This is a genomic window from Shimia abyssi (assembly GCF_003014475.1).
In the GTDB taxonomy this organism is placed as follows: Bacteria; Pseudomonadota; Alphaproteobacteria; order Rhodobacterales; family Rhodobacteraceae; genus Shimia; species Shimia abyssi.
Window position 1 is genome coordinate 223,735 of sequence record NZ_PYGJ01000002.1, and the last position, 17,489, is coordinate 241,223.

16 protein-coding genes are annotated in these 17,489 nt (G+C 54.7%); 8 read left to right on the forward strand and 8 right to left on the reverse strand.

Translation table 11 applies throughout. The features are described 5' to 3' along the window. Positions 1-109: 109 nt before the first annotated feature. The 4 genes from CLV88_RS05100 to CLV88_RS05120 all read right to left on the reverse strand — a co-directional run bounded on the left by CLV88_RS05100 (position 110) and on the right by CLV88_RS05120 (position 3,134). Complete coding sequence (locus CLV88_RS05100; RefSeq protein WP_106607300.1) at positions 110-307, reverse strand: hypothetical protein; 198 nt, start codon at positions 305-307, stop codon at positions 110-112. 269 nt (positions 308-576) lie between these two features. Next, positions 577-1,878: a type II toxin-antitoxin system HipA family toxin gene (locus tag CLV88_RS05110; RefSeq protein WP_106607302.1), complete on the reverse strand. Its 1,302-nt coding sequence runs from the start codon at positions 1,876-1,878 to the stop codon at positions 577-579. Between the two features lies 1 nt (position 1,879). After that, positions 1,880-2,131, reverse strand: coding sequence for a helix-turn-helix domain-containing protein (locus CLV88_RS05115; RefSeq protein WP_106607303.1), 252 nt, complete (start codon positions 2,129-2,131; stop codon positions 1,880-1,882). A 139-nt stretch (positions 2,132-2,270) separates the two neighbouring features. Next, positions 2,271-3,134, reverse strand: a complete 864-nt coding sequence (locus CLV88_RS05120; protein WP_106607304.1) for a hypothetical protein — start codon at positions 3,132-3,134, stop codon at positions 2,271-2,273. A 532-nt stretch (positions 3,135-3,666) separates the two neighbouring features. Here CLV88_RS05120 and CLV88_RS05135 point away from each other — a divergent pair. Beyond that, a complete protein-coding gene (locus CLV88_RS05135; RefSeq protein WP_207797019.1) occupies positions 3,667-3,933 on the forward strand; it encodes an HNH endonuclease signature motif containing protein in 267 nt (88 codons plus the stop codon). Positions 3,934-3,951: 18 nt separating this feature from the next. Continuing rightward, a complete protein-coding gene (locus tag CLV88_RS05140; RefSeq protein WP_106607307.1) occupies positions 3,952-4,329 on the forward strand; it encodes a hypothetical protein in 378 nt (125 codons plus the stop codon). 511 nt (positions 4,330-4,840) lie between these two features. On the opposite strand, the gene CLV88_RS05145 is transcribed toward CLV88_RS05140, so the two are convergent. After that, positions 4,841-5,623, reverse strand: a complete 783-nt coding sequence (locus tag CLV88_RS05145) for an IclR family transcriptional regulator (RefSeq protein ID WP_243403575.1) — start codon at positions 5,621-5,623, stop codon at positions 4,841-4,843. A gap of 107 nt (positions 5,624-5,730) precedes the next feature. Between CLV88_RS05145 and CLV88_RS05150 the strand changes: the two genes are divergently transcribed. The 6 genes from CLV88_RS05150 to CLV88_RS05175 all read left to right on the forward strand — a co-directional run bounded on the left by CLV88_RS05150 (position 5,731) and on the right by CLV88_RS05175 (position 14,002). After that, positions 5,731-7,332: a GMC family oxidoreductase gene (locus CLV88_RS05150; protein WP_106607309.1), complete on the forward strand. Its 1,602-nt coding sequence runs from the start codon at positions 5,731-5,733 to the stop codon at positions 7,330-7,332. A gap of 116 nt (positions 7,333-7,448) precedes the next feature. After that, positions 7,449-8,543, forward strand: a complete 1,095-nt coding sequence (locus tag CLV88_RS05155; protein WP_106607310.1) for a TRAP transporter substrate-binding protein — start codon at positions 7,449-7,451, stop codon at positions 8,541-8,543. A gap of 124 nt (positions 8,544-8,667) precedes the next feature. Further along, positions 8,668-11,148: a TRAP transporter large permease subunit gene (locus CLV88_RS05160; protein WP_106607311.1), complete on the forward strand. Its 2,481-nt coding sequence runs from the start codon at positions 8,668-8,670 to the stop codon at positions 11,146-11,148. 3 nt (positions 11,149-11,151) lie between these two features. Further along, positions 11,152-12,204, forward strand: a complete 1,053-nt coding sequence (locus CLV88_RS05165; RefSeq protein WP_106607312.1) for a DUF475 domain-containing protein — start codon at positions 11,152-11,154, stop codon at positions 12,202-12,204. A gap of 20 nt (positions 12,205-12,224) precedes the next feature. Next, positions 12,225-13,532, forward strand: coding sequence for a histidinol dehydrogenase (hisD, locus tag CLV88_RS05170; protein WP_106607587.1), 1,308 nt, complete (start codon positions 12,225-12,227; stop codon positions 13,530-13,532). 65 nt (positions 13,533-13,597) lie between these two features. Continuing rightward, positions 13,598-14,002 (forward strand): universal stress protein, encoded by a 405-nt coding sequence (locus CLV88_RS05175; RefSeq protein ID WP_106607313.1) that lies wholly within the window; start codon positions 13,598-13,600, stop codon positions 14,000-14,002. Between the two features lie 197 nt (positions 14,003-14,199). On the opposite strand, the gene CLV88_RS05180 is transcribed toward CLV88_RS05175, so the two are convergent. From CLV88_RS05180 to CLV88_RS05190, 3 genes are all read right to left on the reverse strand, one after another. Then, entirely contained in the window at positions 14,200-15,348 is a 1,149-nt protein-coding gene (locus CLV88_RS05180; protein WP_106607314.1) for a Gfo/Idh/MocA family protein, read from the reverse strand. A 1-nt stretch (position 15,349) separates the two neighbouring features. Next, positions 15,350-16,408, reverse strand: coding sequence for a sugar phosphate isomerase/epimerase family protein (locus tag CLV88_RS05185; RefSeq protein ID WP_106607315.1), 1,059 nt, complete (start codon positions 16,406-16,408; stop codon positions 15,350-15,352). A 70-nt stretch (positions 16,409-16,478) separates the two neighbouring features. Then, positions 16,479-17,438 (reverse strand): substrate-binding domain-containing protein, encoded by a 960-nt coding sequence (locus CLV88_RS05190; protein ID WP_106607316.1) that lies wholly within the window; start codon positions 17,436-17,438, stop codon positions 16,479-16,481. Positions 17,439-17,489 lie beyond the last annotated feature (51 nt).

The following is a 17,489-nucleotide window of genomic DNA, read 5'->3' on the forward strand; positions in this document are numbered from 1 at the left end:
TATAGGAGTTGCGCCGATGCGACATCGGATACTTGTTGAAGTCCAATTGGCAGCGATCCACACTCAGCTTCGGTTTTTCCGGGGCGGAAAACCCGCCCCGGCGCACCGGTCACTCGGCAACTGGATCGTCATCGCGGCGTGGGAAGGCGACCATTTCGACGTCGGGGAACATGCTGTGTTTGACGTTGATCGACGTGACGTTGCCGCGGTCGTCGGTGTTGACGAAGAGCACGCCGCAGCGGTCCCAGAAGTTCTTGCCGTCTTTTTCACCGGATTTGACGTTCAGTTTCAGAGTTTGAGTAGCCATTGTTTGATCCTCATTTTGAGTGTTTCGATGAACACGACCAACGCGGGCACCAAGGAGATGTCAGCTGGAATATTGGGTCGCGAGGAATGCGCTGGCGCAGGGGAATTTTCTTGTTGAAGCGGGGCTTGCACCGCGTCCGGCACGGCTGTCCGCTTATGTTCAGCAATCAGAAACACGGCGTTGAGGATCTGAGTTTGGCACGCCAACCTGACCTGATTTCGTTTGAACCAGAATAGACGCGTTTTCGCACCAGGCAGGCGCAACCCGCTTTAGTTCAGCAGGTGCAACCTAGCCTTCAGAGCGCCGTCGATCGAAGAAAGCAACGCCTCAGGGAAACCCTCCGGAAGCTGATTGAACGTGGCCTCAACGATCGCTTGTGAAGTCTCCTGCAGTTCTTCGAATAGGCCCTGTACGACAGCGCGGGATAAGCCGGATTGAACTCCGGTCTCCACGATGTGCCGACCAACGATATTCGAAACCTTGTAGTGGTTTGAGTTGCCGAAATTCATGGCCAGTTTGAAGTACTTTCGCTCGATCTGTCGCGCATCGACAGTCGGCTGCACCGTCAAAACGTCGTAAAGCGGTGTCATGCGAAAGCGACCGCCGGGTAAGAGGCTGACGCTGAAGTTTTTACCATGTCCGTCTGTCGCGCCCAGCAACCAGAACAGGACATTCGCTTTGAAAAAATCGTACCGGTCTTTGTTGGGGTCATCACTTCCCAACAATAGATCCATGATATCTGAGATTCCTGGGCCGCCCTCGTTCTGGTACTTCTGGGTAGGCACAACGGACAATGCTTGACAGCAATCCTCCTGCGGCAGACGGATCAAGCGGCCATCAGACGTCCAGCGCCGATCAAAACGCTCAACCACCAAGGCTTGCTTGTCGCCAAACTGAGCCATTTCAACATTCGCAGCCCGAAGCCCAAACGCTTCCATCATCTTCAGGCAAAGGTATTCGTTTTCTACACTGTCAGACAGATCCATGCCATTGGGCAGCCTGCCGATTTGCGGCTTGATGATGTGCGTGGTTGGCGTCGTGCCGGTTGGCTCAATCCACTGGCCACCTTTACGAAGCAGCGCCGTTTTTTCCTGCGCGCCCGCGACGGAAATTCGGAAGTCATTCTCGCGGCGAATGCCCAGTGGCGCGAGATCAAGATCGCTCAAAATTGCCCCAATCTGAGCCTCATTCACAACTTCTCCAGTCAACTCGGACATTGGCTGTGGCTCTTGCCCGTCGGGCAGAAACTGAAGCGCGCCGATACAGTCTCGCCCAATTTGTGACAGTAAGCTGAAGGCATCGACGCCCTCGGCCCCGACGCGTTCTGCTACCCTTCGACGGATTAGGTCACTGTCTGGCAACAGGTTGTCAAAAACGGCCATCACAGGTGCGCCGATGTACCGGTTCTCCTGCAATGGCAAAGACAACGACACCGGCATCCGGTGCTCCCAGTCGAGCCAGTCTCGTGCATAGGCGAAACTGACGCCGCCTGAAGGCTCACGTACCAGCTGGCCCACGAGCCGCGAGTTCAGGAACACGTTCAGCGGTGTGTAGCTGCGCTTGCGGCCCATGTCAGAAAATGTCCTCTAGCCCGTCTGATGTGCCTTTGCTGCGCTCGGCCACCGTGATCTCGAGGTCCAAGGCCGCAATCAAATCGAATAACGTTTCCAGCTTTGTGCCCCCGCTGCCGTTCTCGATCTTGGAAATTGTCTCCTGCCAGACACCGCTCATAGCGGCGAGTTCCTTCTGGGTTAGGTTCTTGGCCTTCCGAGCCCGGCGAATTGCGTGGCCCAAGTTTTTTGATGTACGAACGAGGTGCTTCATGGCGGTTCTCCTGCCACTGTATATGACCCCTGGATCATAAATTGTCAATATGATCTCCAAATCATAAAGTCGCAGTATGATCCAGGCATCATAAACCTCAACAGCGTTGCAAGCTGCCTCCCAGACTTCGCCAATACAATCACGCCTGCATCCCCGCCGCGCGCACCTGCTCAAGCGTCACCAGCTTTGACGCAATCAGATCCTCGATCTGCCGGTTGGTGATGTGGCGGCACAGGGGATGGCGCTCATGGATCCACTCGGCAAGGCTCGCACGGCCTTTGGCTTCAGCCTCTCGCGCCTTCTCGCGGTCGGCCTGGATCTGGGCCAGTCCCTTGTCCCACCGGCGCATCTTGAACCAGTTATCCGAGAAACAGACCTTGCTGCGCGTGTAGCCCTCACTTTCCTTGGCATAGGCCTCGACCGCCTGTTTCAGATCATCGGGCTTCAGCCCTGCCTTCAGGGCCGCAGCGATCAAGCGCAGAGTAGTCCGCCGGTCTCGGATCCTGTCTTCGGGATAGGCTGCTAAGATCTTCTCAGCTTCAAAATCTTCAACCTCCTCCGCCGCCTCGCGCTTGCGCGTAGGTGGTTTATGGATGGTTTTAGGATGGTTTGGGGTCCACAGTGAACCCCGTACCCCGTTCACCGTGGACCCCGTACCGGGTTCAGGCTGGACGGGGTTCACAGTGACCCCCGTCTCAATATCGGGCTCGGCCGTGGGTTCGAGCGCGGCCACCCGCTCCAGAACAATGCGGTAAATGACGGTGTAGCCATTCTTGCAGTGCCGCCGCCCTGTCTCGATCAAAATGCCTTCGCGCAGGAAGTCGATGATTGTACGCTTCACCGTGCTTTCGCTAAGCTCTGTGTGGCGCTGGATCGTCCCCTTGGAGCACCATATGCCCGAGCCGTCGTCGCTCGCCTTATCAGCCAGGAACATGATGATCTGCTTGCGCGCGGCGCTGCCGAAGCGACGCTCAGCGCATTCATTTGCGATACGCCAGCTCATTGGACCACCTCACGGTTCAGAGGCCGCGGAAAAGCTGACTGAGCGTTTGCGGTAAGGCATTGGCCCGCGCTAAGGTCTTCCGAAAGCTGACAGGCTTTTTCTATTTGGCCCCGGTTCACAGTTGCCGCTGTGACGGGGCCTTTTTCGTTTTGAACCGGCGAATTTGGCTTTGAAACTTTCGCTTTTTGTTCACTTTTTGCCAGGGGGTGTTTTGCACCCTTAAGCCCTTGTTTTCGCTTTATCTCTTTCTGGATTGCAAATCCGTCTAGACCGGTTCGATTCCGGTACTCGCCTCCATTTAAAGTCAAGCACTTAGCCATCTCCTTCTTGTGCCCCTAACGGGGCGTTTACAGTTGCGTTTACATTTTTGCCCTCGCGACGCTGCTTTTCGCGCTTCAGTAAGTCGAGAACTTCCGCGCTCTCTGAAGGCGAAACGGCGGCATAATGTTCTATGACGGCGGCTGCGTAGCGAAGCGACCACCCCATGTGATTTGCGATCTGGTTGAGACCAAGGCCTGCGCGGAGAAGCCTTGTGGCTACCAGCCAGCACATTGTCGATCACATCGACACCAACCGAATGAATAATCGCCCGGAAAACCTTCGCTGGATCACGAAACTTGAGAACATCTTACTGAACCCGATCACACTTAAGCGGGTTCTTGAGGCATACGGTTCCGTTGAAGAGTTCTTTGCCGACCCCACGAAGCCGAAGCATAAGTCGCTTCCGAACCAATACGGCTGGATGCGCACGGTAGCGGGTTCCCAATTCACCCACTTCCCCGCCTTCCAACATTCCTAAAAAAAAGAGATTGGTCCGATGCAAGATTGCGAGACCACTGACACAGCCCTACCCAAGCAAATCGAACGCGCACATGTCGTTGCCGCTTGCCTCATGGTTCTGACGCATGAGGTCTATAACGCTGGGCTTGAAACCCAAACTGCCTTGGACTTGCTTCGCGACGCGCCGGACAAAATCGAGGCCGCTCTTACTCGAGGTTCTCGCGCCCTGGTAGTTTACCGGCTCGATAAACATGGGGCGCGGAGTATCGTTGGTGAAAGCGACGCTCGACTGAAGCACTTTGTCGCCACTGCCGAACAGTCACACGCTCCCATGTTTGGTTTCTGCCCGGCCGCAATTGCCGAGGTCGCCAACTGTATCGAGGCCAGTCTCGGCTCCTTGCGAAAGGATGCCTGACCCATGCAATACGAGCGTTTCCAAAACACAAATACCCCTTCCTTTGGCCCTGAGATTGAAGCCGAGGCCAAGGTGGAGGAAGGCGAGCGATTGGTTCACCTATCCTTTTGAAGTGAAATCCCGGTCTTGAGGGATGGCCCTCAAGGACCGGCCTACGAGGTCTTAGGCCACGATCCGAGCGAAGTTGAGCTAGGTCGGCTCAACTCCGGTTCCGCACCAGTCCTCAAGGATCATCGGCGTGACGTGGACTCGATGGTAGGGACGGTAGTTTCCGCCCAGATCGAGGGACGCCGAGGCCGCGCAGATGTGCGGCTCGCAGACACGAAGGAACCCGCATCATGTTGGGAGCCGCCGCGCTGACCACGAACCGAAGCATGTACCCGAAAGACCTCAGCGCAAGGCAGCCAGAAGGTAGAGACAGGTAAACCCAATCCGAGCGAACCGCCTTGGCGGGCCATTTGATTGAGCAAGATCGCTTGACCGAGGCGACTTTGTTACCGAATTCCTAAGCCTAGTTAGGTTCGCCATTTGGCGAAAAGATGGCCTCTCTTATCTTGTTGGCAGCGCCTTGAAGCGTTGCGAGATGGGACAATGCAACATCAAATGACAGTCTCTGTAGCGGCCCGTGAATCGCTAGAGCCGCGACAAATCGGCCGGAATGATCTGTGACCGGGACGGCAATCGCGATCATCCCGTCAAGAAACTCCTGACGATCGAGCGAATAACCCTTAGCGGCAATCTCCTTCAACTCAGCCAATAGTGTGTTTGGATCGGTATGTGTTTGATCAGTCAGCTTTTCTAACTTCATCGAAGCCAGAAATGCGCGCCGACTGCGCGGAGGCATACATGCAAGAAAACACTTGCCGCTGGCGGTGCAGTGGAATGGTACGTGGGTGCCAATCGGCAACTGAATCCGAAAGGGCCACGCCGTTTCAACCCGATCTGTATAGCTCATCCCGAGTTTTTCAGGGACTACGAAGTTGACGGTCTCGTTCACTTCGCGGGCAACTTGAACCAGTATTTGGTGCCGAGCAATGTGCATACGGGACGCATCCAGTAACCCCGCCGAAACATCGCGCAGCCGACGGGCCGGCTGATATCGCTTGGAATTGCTCTGCTGCGTCAAAAACCCAGCCTCGACCAAAGTGTTGCACAAGCGGTGCACTGTTTGCTTGGGCAGTCCGATTTCCTGATTGATCTCGGTGGCGGTGAGCGGGTGGTCACTCTTGCTAAGTGCTTCGAGGATCAAAAGCGTTCTGATGTTGGTCGGTATTCGATCGCTTTCTTCCGTCACACTCTCAGCTCCAAAAATTGACAATTGTTTTATCTGCGAATCGTTGTAGCGTATCCATTGTGCGAAAATCGAGATAAAAAGTCTCATTTATTGACAAAAAGGGTGAAATGGAGTTCGATTTTGTAATTATCGGGGCCGGTTCCGCCGGATGCGCACTTGCAAACCGGTTGTCCGAAAGCGGGCGGTTTTCGGTTGCGCTGTTGGAGGCGGGGCCGCGGGATCTAAACCCTTGGATTCACGTTCCGGTCGGATATTTTCGGACAATGGGCAATCCCGGCACCGACTGGCAGTATCGGACAGAGGCGGATAACGGCATTGCTGGGCGATCCATTCCTTGGCCGCGTGGCCGGGTGCTGGGCGGGTCTTCTTCTATCAACGGGCTGCTTTATGTCCGTGGCCAACCCCAGGATTATGACGGTTGGGCCCAGTTGGGCTGCTCGGGGTGGTCATGGGAGAGTGTTCTGCCGTATTTCAAGCGCTCGGAAACTTGGAAAGGCGCGAATGGCGCGGAGCTTCGCGGGACGGATGGACCATTGTCAGTTCAGACTTCGCGACTGTCACGCGACATTGTCGATCACTGGATCGAGGCGGCTGTGAATGCCGGCTACAAGAGGGCTGAGGACTACAACGGTGCCGATCAGGAAGGTGTCGGGCATTTTCAATTGACGATGAAGGGGGGACGGCGGTGTTCCTCAGCGGTGGCCTATCTGAACCCAGCGCGCGGGCGAAAGAACCTTGAGATCATCACCAATGCGCAGACCGAAAAGGTGGTTCTGAAAGGCAAACGGGCCGTTGCAGTACGGGCACGGATCAACGGCACCATGACCGATATTCGCGCCCGCCGAGAGATTGTCCTGAGTGCGGGGGCTATTGGATCGCCGCAGATATTGATGCTTTCGGGTGTCGGTGATCCGGCGGAGTTGCGACCCCACGGGATTGATGTGCAGGTTGAGAGTAAGGGTGTGGGCAAGAACCTTCAGGATCATTTACAAGCCCGCCCGATATTCAAGACTGACCTCAGCACAATCAATGTAGAGACAGACAGTTTTTTCAAACAGGCCATGATCGGGTTGCAATACCTGGTCTCTCAGACCGGTCCAATGACAATGGCGGCCAGCCTGGGAACTGGTTTCCTGAGAACTGAAGAGCATCTCGAAACGCCGGATATTCAGTTTCACATTCAGCCCTTTAGTGCCAATAATGCCGTCGAGGGGCCGCACCCGTTTTCGGCTTTTACCGCGTCGGTCCTGCAATTGCGGCCAGAGAGCGCTGGGCATTTGACGCTGACGTCCAGCAGCATGGATGATCATCCCAAAATCCATCCGAATTACTTATCGACCGACACCGACTGCCGTACAATCGTGCGTGGCATTCAGGTGGCGCGCACGATTGCGCAATACGAGCCGCTGAAGTCACATGTAACCGAGGAATACGCGCCGGGCGTTGACGTGGCCTTTGACGACGAAGAGGCGACGCTCGATTGGGCAAGGCGGTCGGCAGTGACAATTTATCACCCCACGGGGACCTGCAAGATGGGCATTGACGAGTGTGCGGTTGTCGATCCTCGTTTGCGTGTACGGGGCCTGGAAGGGCTGCGCGTGGCGGATGCATCGATCATGCCACGCATCGTAAGCGGAAACACAAATGCCCCGGCGATCATGATCGGGGAAAAGGCAAGTGATCTGGTGTTGGAGGACGCGGATTCATGAGCTGTTACCAGAAAGGAATGATGACGGCAGGAAATTGAAGACGTGAACCGGGGCTAAGGCCTTCGCCCCCGGTCACACAAAGATAAATCAGAAGGCAACACCTTTGGGAGGTTAAGATGATAAACGCTAAAACACTGGCGGCAGGCGCAGCAGCGCTGGCGCTGATGGCAACCAGCGCTATGGCCGAAAAAGTCCTGCGCATTCAGTCGGTTCTGCCAAATACTGCCGACGAAGTATTCATGCTCAACGAGTTCGGCAAAGACGTGGCCGCCTTGACCGGCGGCTCACTTACAATCGAAGTGCTGCCCGCAGGCGCTGTTGTCGGCCCGCGAGACATCATGGATGCGGTTGATGCCGGACTGGTCGAAGGCGGCTTTGCATGGACCCACTATTGGGGTGGCAAGCACGTTGCGGCCAACCTGTTTGGGGCACCTGTGGCGGGTGCCGGAGTTGGCATGGACAACATCGCATTTCTGAGCTGGTTCCAATATGGCGGCGGCAAAGAGCTCTATGACCGTCTGTGGGAAGAGATGGGCGTAAACGTCAAAGGCTTCATGCTTCAGCCAGTTGGCCCTGAGGCGCTGGGCTGGTTCCCTGAGCCGATTAAATCCATGGATGACTTCCGCCAGATGCGGTTCCGCGCACCTCCGGGCATGGTGGGTGCAGCCTATGCAGATGTTGGTGTACCTGCCGTTGCGATGGGCGGTGGCGACATCCTGCCTGCGCTTGAGAAAGGCACAATTGACGCAGCCGAATGGTGCTGCCCCAAGCCCGACTCTGTCTTTGGCTTCCAAAAAGTACTCAAGCACTATTACCTGCAAGGCTTGCACCAGGTTGTTGTGAATGCGGACATGTATGTGAACCTCGACTTCTACAACGACCTGACGGATCTTGAGAAAAAGGCGTTGGAAGTTGCAGCAACTGCGTCTCTGTCCAAGTCAATGTCCTATCGCATCTACGAAAACGGTAAGGCGCTTAAGGATCTGACCGACAATCACGGTGTCATTCTGGAAGACACGCCTGCCGACTACTTTACCGAGTATATGGCAGCGGCAAAAAATGCGCTTCAAGAAGCGGCGGACGAGAATGAGTTCTTCGCGGAAGTGTGGCAATCACAAAAGGATTTTGCTGACGTTGCGGTTCCGTTCTGGGCCGGGGCGCAGGCCTCCAATGCGAGCTTGGGCAAAGCCCATGCCGACACACTTAAGTAACGCTTAGCAATCAAGAAAACCCGCCTCAGTGCAGTGCGCCGGGGCGGGTCCATCACGCGCTTTGCCCTGTATTGGTAAGCCGCCCCGCTAAAGTGGGCCGCTTTTGAATAAGGGGACGATGAGAATGGCAGACGAAGTCAATCCAGACGAGCTGGAAATTGCCGACGAACTTATTGCGGAGCGGCGATCTGAACAGCCGGGCGAGACTCCTGAAGATATGACCGCGTGGCAGCGCCCCATAACGGCGGCCATCGACGTGATCAACTATCGGGCGGGTCAACTTATCTCATCCCTGTTGGTGCCGTTGATTGCGGTCGTAGTCTACGAAGTCTTTGCCCGAAACTCGTTTTCGATCCTGTCCAATGCAGGCATGGGAGAATTTGCCCGGTCGCTGGGGCTGGGCCCGACACTTTGGGTCTACGACACCAGCCGCATGTTGGCCGGGGTGCTGTTTATGGCAGCGGCAGGCTACGGCCTGATGCGAGGCGTACACATCCGGGCGGACTTTCTATATCGCAACTGGTCAAGCAAGACACAGGCAACAGTTGACGCAATTTTGTATCTTTTGTTCTTCATCCCCGCGATGATTTTTTTCACTGTGGTGTCTGCGCAATTCTGGTGGCTGGCTTTTTCAACGGGTGAGACAATGCAGATCGACAGCGCATGGGGGCCGCTTTTGTGGCCAGCACGCACTGCGATGCCAGTTGGCGGCTTCCTGTTACTGCTGCAAGGCATTCCCGAGATTTTCCGAGCGTTTCATAAAATGGGCAAGGAGCGGGAACGCATTTTTGTAATCGCGCTACCGATCTACCTCATTGGTTTGACTTGGTTGGTGCTGGCGATCTTTGCCCCCGATCTGGTTCCAGGTGGCGAATGGTTCACCAACATCATGAGTGCCCGACCCAATATTTCGAAGCCAACCATTGGCTTGATCATGCTGGGTGCGATGCTTTTCGTGATTTTCATCGGGTTTCCGATTGCTTTCACACTCATATTTCTGGCTTTCGTGTTTGGCATCTGGGGTGCCAATTTCAAGCTGACGACGCTGTTGATGACGCTGAACACCAACTCGACAATGTTGAACGATCAGCTGATGGCCGTGCCCTTGTTCGTTCTGATGGGAATCGTGATGGAGCAAGCGGGGCTGATGGAACGTTTGTTCGGCTCCATCCAGATGATCATGTCGCGCGTGCGTGGCGCCCTTTATATCGCGGTGCTTGTGGTTTCAACGATCTTTGCAGCTGCGACGGGCATTGTTGGGGCATCTGTGACCATCCTAGGCATCATGGCCGGTGCCACGATGAGCCGGTCAGGATATAATGTGCAGCTTGCGGCGGGGACAATCACCGCCGGTGGGACATTGGGCATTTTGATCCCTCCGTCTATTATGCTGATTGTGATGGGGCCGGTACTAGAAGTTTCAGTATTGGATCTGTTCCGGGCCGCATTCATTCCCGGCGCGCTGTTAGCGTCGCTCTATCTGCTCTACACGTTGGGCCGGTGTTGGTTGAATCCAGATCTTGGGCCGATCCTTGCTGAAGAGGATCAGCCGGTTACATCCAACAATTATGGCGCCGAGGTTGTCTTGATCTGTCTTGGCGTGTTGGCCGTGTGCCGCGTGTTTGGTTGGGCGCTGGGTGGCTCGTTTTCCGGTCTCTTCCCGTTTGCCGGCCTTATTGCGACGCTTGCCGCAATTTGGCTCGCCTATCTTGCCTACAAGAAATTGACAATCCTGCGCATCGTGGCCGCAATTGTGGTCGGCGGGCAAATCTTGCTGTCGGTCAGTGCCCTCTTGGCGGGTAGCATGTCCGGGACCGCGACGGTTCTCACTGTTGCCTGGCTGTTCTTCATAACGGTCGCGGGCTACTTGATCCTGCCGATTTACAGGTCGGACGCAAAGGAGAACTTCTATTTCTCAGATCTGTGGGATGAATTCTTTCAAGGGCTGATGCCGCCCACAATCCTAATCAGTTTTGCGCTGGGTTCAATCTTGTTGGGGTTGGCGACACCAGCCGAGGCCGCCGCAATGGGGGCATTCGGTGCGATCCTCTTGTCTATTGGATATCGCAAATTCACGTTCAAGGGGTTTGGCGAATGCTTAATAAAGGCGCTGGAAATCACGGTATTGATCATGTTCCTTGTGGCCGCGTCGAATTTCTTTGGTGCAGAGTTCTCCAATCTAGGCACGCCCAAGATGCTGACAGACGGCCTATTGGCCTTGGACATGTCGCCCTACATGGTTCTGATCCTGATTATGGCGCTGGTGTTTCTGCTGGGTTGGCCATTAGAGTGGGTGCCGATTGTTCTGATCGTGGTGCCGATCCTGCTGCCCACGATCATCGCGCTTGACCTGCCGGGATTCGAAAGCAAGTACGACCTGTTGGTGTGGTTTGGCATTCTGGTGGCTGTGAATCTGCAAACTGCGTGGTTGTCGCCACCTGTGGCACTATCAGCGTACTTCCTGAAGGGCGTGGTGCCCAATTGGGACCTCAGAGACATTTACCTCGGCATGATGCAGTTCATGCTGGTGCAATTGCTCGGGCTTATCCTGTTGTTTACCTTTCCGCAGCTGGTGCTGTGGTTGCCCAAAGTCATGGGAGGCTGAGGCATGATCAGTGCACAGCGTTCGACACTTTCCTATCTGAAATGGCCTCTGATCGTGACGTTTGTCGGTCTGGTGTTATCCGGCTGGCTAGGCTGGGCTACAGAAGGCACCCTTGGCGGCATCCTGTCGTTCCTGTTAATCGGGAGTGTACTGGCGGCGTTGGAGATCGGGTTGTCTTTCGACAATGCCATTGTGAATGCCAACAAGCTGGAAGACATGACGCCGGTCTGGCGACAGCGGTTTTTGACGTGGGGCATCCTGATCGCCGTATTCGGGATGCGCATTGTTTTCCCGCTGGCGATTGTCGCGATTTTTGCGTGGATCAATCCGTTTGAGGCGATGAAGCTGGCCTTGTCGGACCCAGACGAATATTCGCACATCATCGAAGGCGCACATGGATCCATCGCTGCATTTGGCGGCACGTTCCTAATGATGGTGGCGCTAAAGTTTTTTGTGGACGAGGACAAATCCATCGACTGGATTGTCGGGCTGGAGTGCCGATTGCGAAAATGCGGGTCGGTCCGGGGGTTCGAGATTGCGTTGGTCCTTGGGATCATGTTGAGCATCTGCTATTTCCTGCCGACGCATTTCCAATCGACATTCCTGTTCTCGGCAATCATGGGCCTATTGGTGTTCACGTTGGTGGATGGGTTGGGCACTTATCTGGACTATAAGTCAAACCAGATGGCCCAGATGGGCGCTCGCGGCGGTCTGGGCGCTTTCCTGTATCTCGAAGTACTGGACGCCAGCTTTTCATTTGACGGTGTTATTGGCGCCTTCGCGTTGACAGCGAATATTCTGTTGATCGCGATTGGGCTGGGAATTGGCGCTATGTATGTGCGCTCAATGACAATTCTGTTGGTCGAAAAAGGTACGTTGCAAGAGTTTCGCTACCTCGAACATGGGGCGTTCTATTCGATTTTCGCCCTGTCCGTAGTCATGTTTGTGCAATCGCTGACCCATGTGCCTGAGATCCTGACTGGGGGCATGGGTGTGGCTTTTATCGGGTACGCATTCTTCTCATCCATTCGCCATAATCAACGAGAAACCCAATAATGGATCGGACATCGCGCGCCATGACAAGAACCTATCTCAAGAAAGCAACGCTAACGGCAGTGTCGGATGCGACCGAAGTCCGTGAAACCGTGTCACGAATTTTGCAGGAGATAGACACGCACGGAGATGCGGCAGCGCTGGAATATGCTGCGAAGTTTGACAAGTACGACGGCAACATCCTATTGACCGAAGAGGAAATCGCAGCGGCGGCGGCAAAGGTGCCGCAGAAGTTGAAGGATGATATACGGTTTGCACAGGACAATGTGCGCCGGTTCGCAGAACAGCAAAAACAAACGGTTTCTCATATTGAATATGAAATTGTGCCGGGTCTAATTGCGGGGCAAAAGGCTATCCCAGTTGCGGCGTCAGGATGCTATGTTCCAGCGGGTCGCTATCGCCACATTGCCAGCGCCGTTATGACGGTGACTACGGCCAAGGTTGCCGGGTGCAATCATATCACCGTGTGCAGCCCGCCCCAACCTGGAGAAGGCATCAACCCGGCTATTGCCTATGCCGCCAAGGTCAGCGGCGCGGACAAAATCATGGCGATTGGTGGCGTTCAGGCAGTTGCGTCCATGGCGTTTGGGTTGTTGGGTCAGCCCAAAGCAAATATCATCGTTGGCCCCGGCAACCAGTTTGTCGCCGAAGCCAAGCGCAGTTTGTATGGTCGTGTCGGTATTGACATGATCGCAGGTCCAACCGACAGTCTGGTCCTGGCCGACAAGGACGCGGACGCATTTATCGTCGCTACTGACCTAGTTAGCCAGGCGGAACATGGCTATAATTCACCGGTGTGGCTCGTTACCGATGACGGAGCACTGGCAGAGAATGTTCTGCGTTTGGTTCCCGATCTAATCGAAGCGCTGCCGGCGCTCAATCGCGAAAACGCTGCCGCAGCATGGCGGGATTATGCAGAGGTGATCTTGTGTACGGATCGCGAGGAGATGGCGGCGACATCAGATGAATACGCGCCCGAGCATCTTACGGTTCAAGCGGCTGAACTGGATTGGTGGCAAGACCGCCTAACATGTTATGGTTCGCTCTTCTTGGGCGAGGAAACCACTGTATCGTATGGTGACAAAGCGTCAGGGACGAACCACGTTCTGCCAACGTCGCGCGCAGCAACATATACTGGGGGCTTAAGCGTTCATAAGTACATGAAAATCGTGACATGGCAGCGCGCTACACGCGAAGGTTCTAAATCAATTGCCCAGGCAACCGCGCGTATTTCGCGACTGGAGGGCATGGAAGGCCACGCCCGCGCGGCCGATGTTCGGCTGGCCAAATACTTCCCGGATGAGGATTTTGATCTATCGGCAGATGGATGAATCGCAACCAAAGAGCAAATCAGATTCGGGGCACAACTGGCTCCTAACCATAGTCGGAGGTTTCCATGTACAACAAAATTCTTGTTCCATTGGCGTTAGATCACGGGTTGTCGCATCTACTACTAGATATCGCGCGCGGGCTGTTATCGGCGAAGGGCGAGATTTTAGCGCTGCATGTCGTCGAAGAAGCATATGGACTCGCGCGCGCAACGCAAAGTGATGCGCAAGCGCGATTGGCATTTGAACGGTCTCAAACTCTTATGAAAGACAAGATGTCAGGAGAGCTGGGTATTCACGGCCATGTGGTCGAAGGTCATGTGTATCGCAGCATTATCGAGTTCGCTGCTCAGCATGAGATAAACTGCATTGTCATGGGGTCACACAAGCCTGGCCTGAGTGACTACCTGTTAGGCTCAACCGCCGCACGTGTGGTGCGCCATGCGCCATGCGCCGTACATGTTCACAGGTAGCCCCAAACGTCTAAAGTCAAGATTTCCGGCCACCAAAGCGCTGAAGACTACGTAATTCCACCGAAAGGTGTACAACTCATCATCATTTAATACATTTTGATAATAGCTGGTCTACCAACGGCATTCAGCCACACCGATAGAATGCCGTTAGTACAAGAGGTCGTGTGCAGTAAGTGAAAAACTATCACTGATTGTTTCTAGAACTTAACCCACGCAGCGTTACGATTGGACGAAGCGACACACGCTTCAATAAACGCAACACCTCGAACGCCATCGTAGACTGTTGGATAAACCACCTCCGGGTCGGTTTTTTGCCCCGCCTGCCGACCGCGTATTGCCTTCGCCGCTTCAGCATAGATGTTGGCAAACCCCTCCAGATACCCTTCTGGGTGCCCACCCGGTGTTCGTGAAACTCGCGCGGCGACGGAATTCGCGGCCACCCCACCTCGAGTAATCAGGCGTTTTGCCTCGCCAAACGGCGTATACCACAGATAGTTTGGATCTTCCTGCGCCCATTCCAGCCCGCCCTTGGAACCATAGACACGCAATCGCAGCGCATTTTCATTGCCTGGTGCAACCTGACTGGACCACAGCATCCCACGCGCACCGCCCTCAAATCGCAGCATTGTGTGAGCATTATCATCCAAACGGCGGCCCGGAACAAAGCTTTGCAAATCGGCCGCGAGAGATTCAGTTTCTAGACCAGTGACAAAACTTAGCAGATTAAAGGCATGGGTTCCGATGTCCCCAATTGATCCACCAACTCCAGACCGGGCCGGGTCGGTCCGCCATTCTGCCTGCTTGTTGTCTTGCAATTCCTCCGCTTCAGTCAACCAGTCCTGAGGGTATTCTGCCTGCACAACACGAATGTCACCAATGTCACCTTTGCTGACCATTTCACGAGCCTGTCGTACCATAGGATACCCAGTGTAGTTATGGGTAAGCACAAATAGCGCATTCGACTTCTCCGCAGCTTCCAGGAGTTTCTTTGCATCCCGTAAATTTGACGACAAAGGCTTGTCACAGATGACATGGATTCCTCGCTTTAAGAACTCGCGGGCCGCAGGAAAGTGCATATGGTTGGGTGTAACGATTGTGACTGCTTCGATACCGTCCTTAAGCCGTGCTTCGCGCATGGCCATCACCTTGAAGTCATCGTAAATCCGATCCGGCGCAAGACCAAGCGCCCTGCCAGACGCCTGCGCCCTATCCGCTGTCGAGGACAACGCACCCGCGATCAAGTCAAAGTCACCATCTATCCGCGATGCGATCCGATGAACGTCGCCAATGAACGCACCCGCTCCTCCTCCAACCATTCCTAATCGAATTGGACGTGCATACCCCATATCAGTTTCCAATCCCGAGCATCCGACGGTTGGCCTGCGCGTTGGTCTCGCCACCTGCAAAGTCGTCAAACGCCTTTTCAGTTACGCGAATAATATGATCTTTTACAAAACTAGCCCCTTCACGCGCACCGTCTTCTGGGTGTTTCAAGCAGCACTCCCATTCGACAACAGCCCAACCGTCAAAATCCATGGCAGCGAGCTTGGAAAAGATCGCCGGAAAATCGACTTGCCCATCACCCAGCGAACGGAACCGACCAGACCGATCCACCCAGCTTTGATAGCCAGAGTAAACACCTTGTCTACCAGTCGGATTGAACTCCGCGTCCTTGACGTGAAACATCTTGATCCGATCGCGATAGATGTCCAAATTGTCTAAATAATCAAGGCACTGAAGCATATAGTGCGATGGATCATAAAGCATGTTCGCACGCGAATGGTCTCCCAGCTTTTCAAGAAACATCTCGAACGTGACACCATCATGAAGATCCTCGCCCGGGTGAATTTCGTAACAGACATCAACTCCCATATTTTCAGCGTGGTCTAAGATGGGGCGCCAGCGTCGCGCAAGCTCTGTAAAAGCTTCATCAATCAGGCCTGGCGGGCGTTGCGGCCACGGATACAAGAAGGGCCACGCCAACGCGCCCGAGAAAGTGGCGTGCGCATCGATCCCGAGGTTGTGGCTCGCTGTCAGTGCCAGCTTAACTTGGTCAACGGCCCAGGCCTGTCGGGCGATTGGGTTGCCCTGAACTTCAGGCGCGGCAAAAGCATCGAACGCTTCATTATAGGCAGGATGCACAGCAACAAGCTGCCCTTGAAGGTGGGTTGAGAGTTCCGTTACCTCCACACCGTTTTCCCGCGCGGTTCCCAGAAATTCATCACAATATGATTTTGAACTTGCCGCAAGTTTGAGGTCAAAAAGTCGACTGTCCCAACTGGGAACCTGCACACCGGCATAACCACAATCGGCCGCCCAATTAGTTATAGAGTTCCAGGAATTGAATGGCGCTTCGTCCGAGGCAAACTGCGCAAGGAAGAGCGCGGGGCCCTTGATCGTTTTCATCACATGTCCTTAGGAAAGTTTTGATGGGAGAGAGGTTTACCCCTCTCCCAAGTGCTGCAATCTACCGCCCTTAAAAGGGAGAGTCTGGGAAATAGAAGGACGCAGCATTCTCAGGTGTAATCAGTGTCGCACCAAGGATGTAACGCCCGGCCACGGGCCCGTTCGACTTGAACGCTTGAACGGTGACATCCATCGCCGTCGCAATCATTGCAGGCGGATAGAGCACGTCGACTGGGATAAGTTCATCACCATCCATAATCGACTTGATAATCTCTTTCATACCAGCGCCGCCAACAACGAACATACCGTCACCGTCGCGCCCCGCTTGCTTAAGCGCTGCAACAACGCCAATTGCGATGTCGTCATCCTGCGCCCAGACTGCGTCAATGTCCGGGAAACGGCTCAGGAAATCTTGCATGACCTCGAAACCATCGTCGCGGTTCCAATTGGCGTGTTTGTGATCCAACACGTTTACCCCTGACCCCTCCATCTCGGCCATGAAGGCATCAAAGCGCTCATTGTCGATCAAGGTCGGAATACCGCGCAACACAACTATGTTGTCGCCTTCACTCAGGCGGGTCTTCATATACTGTGCCGACACGCGTCCAAGCTCCGGATTGTTCCCGGCAACATAGATGTCTTCGATACCTGGCTGGCTTAGTCCTCGGTCGACGACCGTAATCAAGGCGCCCGACTTTTTGACGTTCAAAACAGGATCGGTGAGTGGCTCAGATTCAAATGGCAACACAACCAACGCGTCAATCTGATGCACAGATACCAGATCCTCAAGCGCGCTTGCCTGAGCACCTGGATCGGGTGAATTGACAAGTATGAGATCCACATCCGGATACAGTGCCTCCAAGCGTTCTTCGGCCTTTTCCGCATGCCAATTCATCCCAGAGGCCCAGGCATGTGTCGGTGTAGGGTAGCTGACCCCAATCTTGATCTTTTCCTGCGCAAGTGCCGCTCCGCCACTCAGGGCAACAGCCCCTACCAATGCGATGGCGCTGAGTTTGGTTAGTGTTTTCATGATTTTCTCCTCCGATAGTTGGTCTCTAGGCGCACTTTTCCTGTCCGGTGA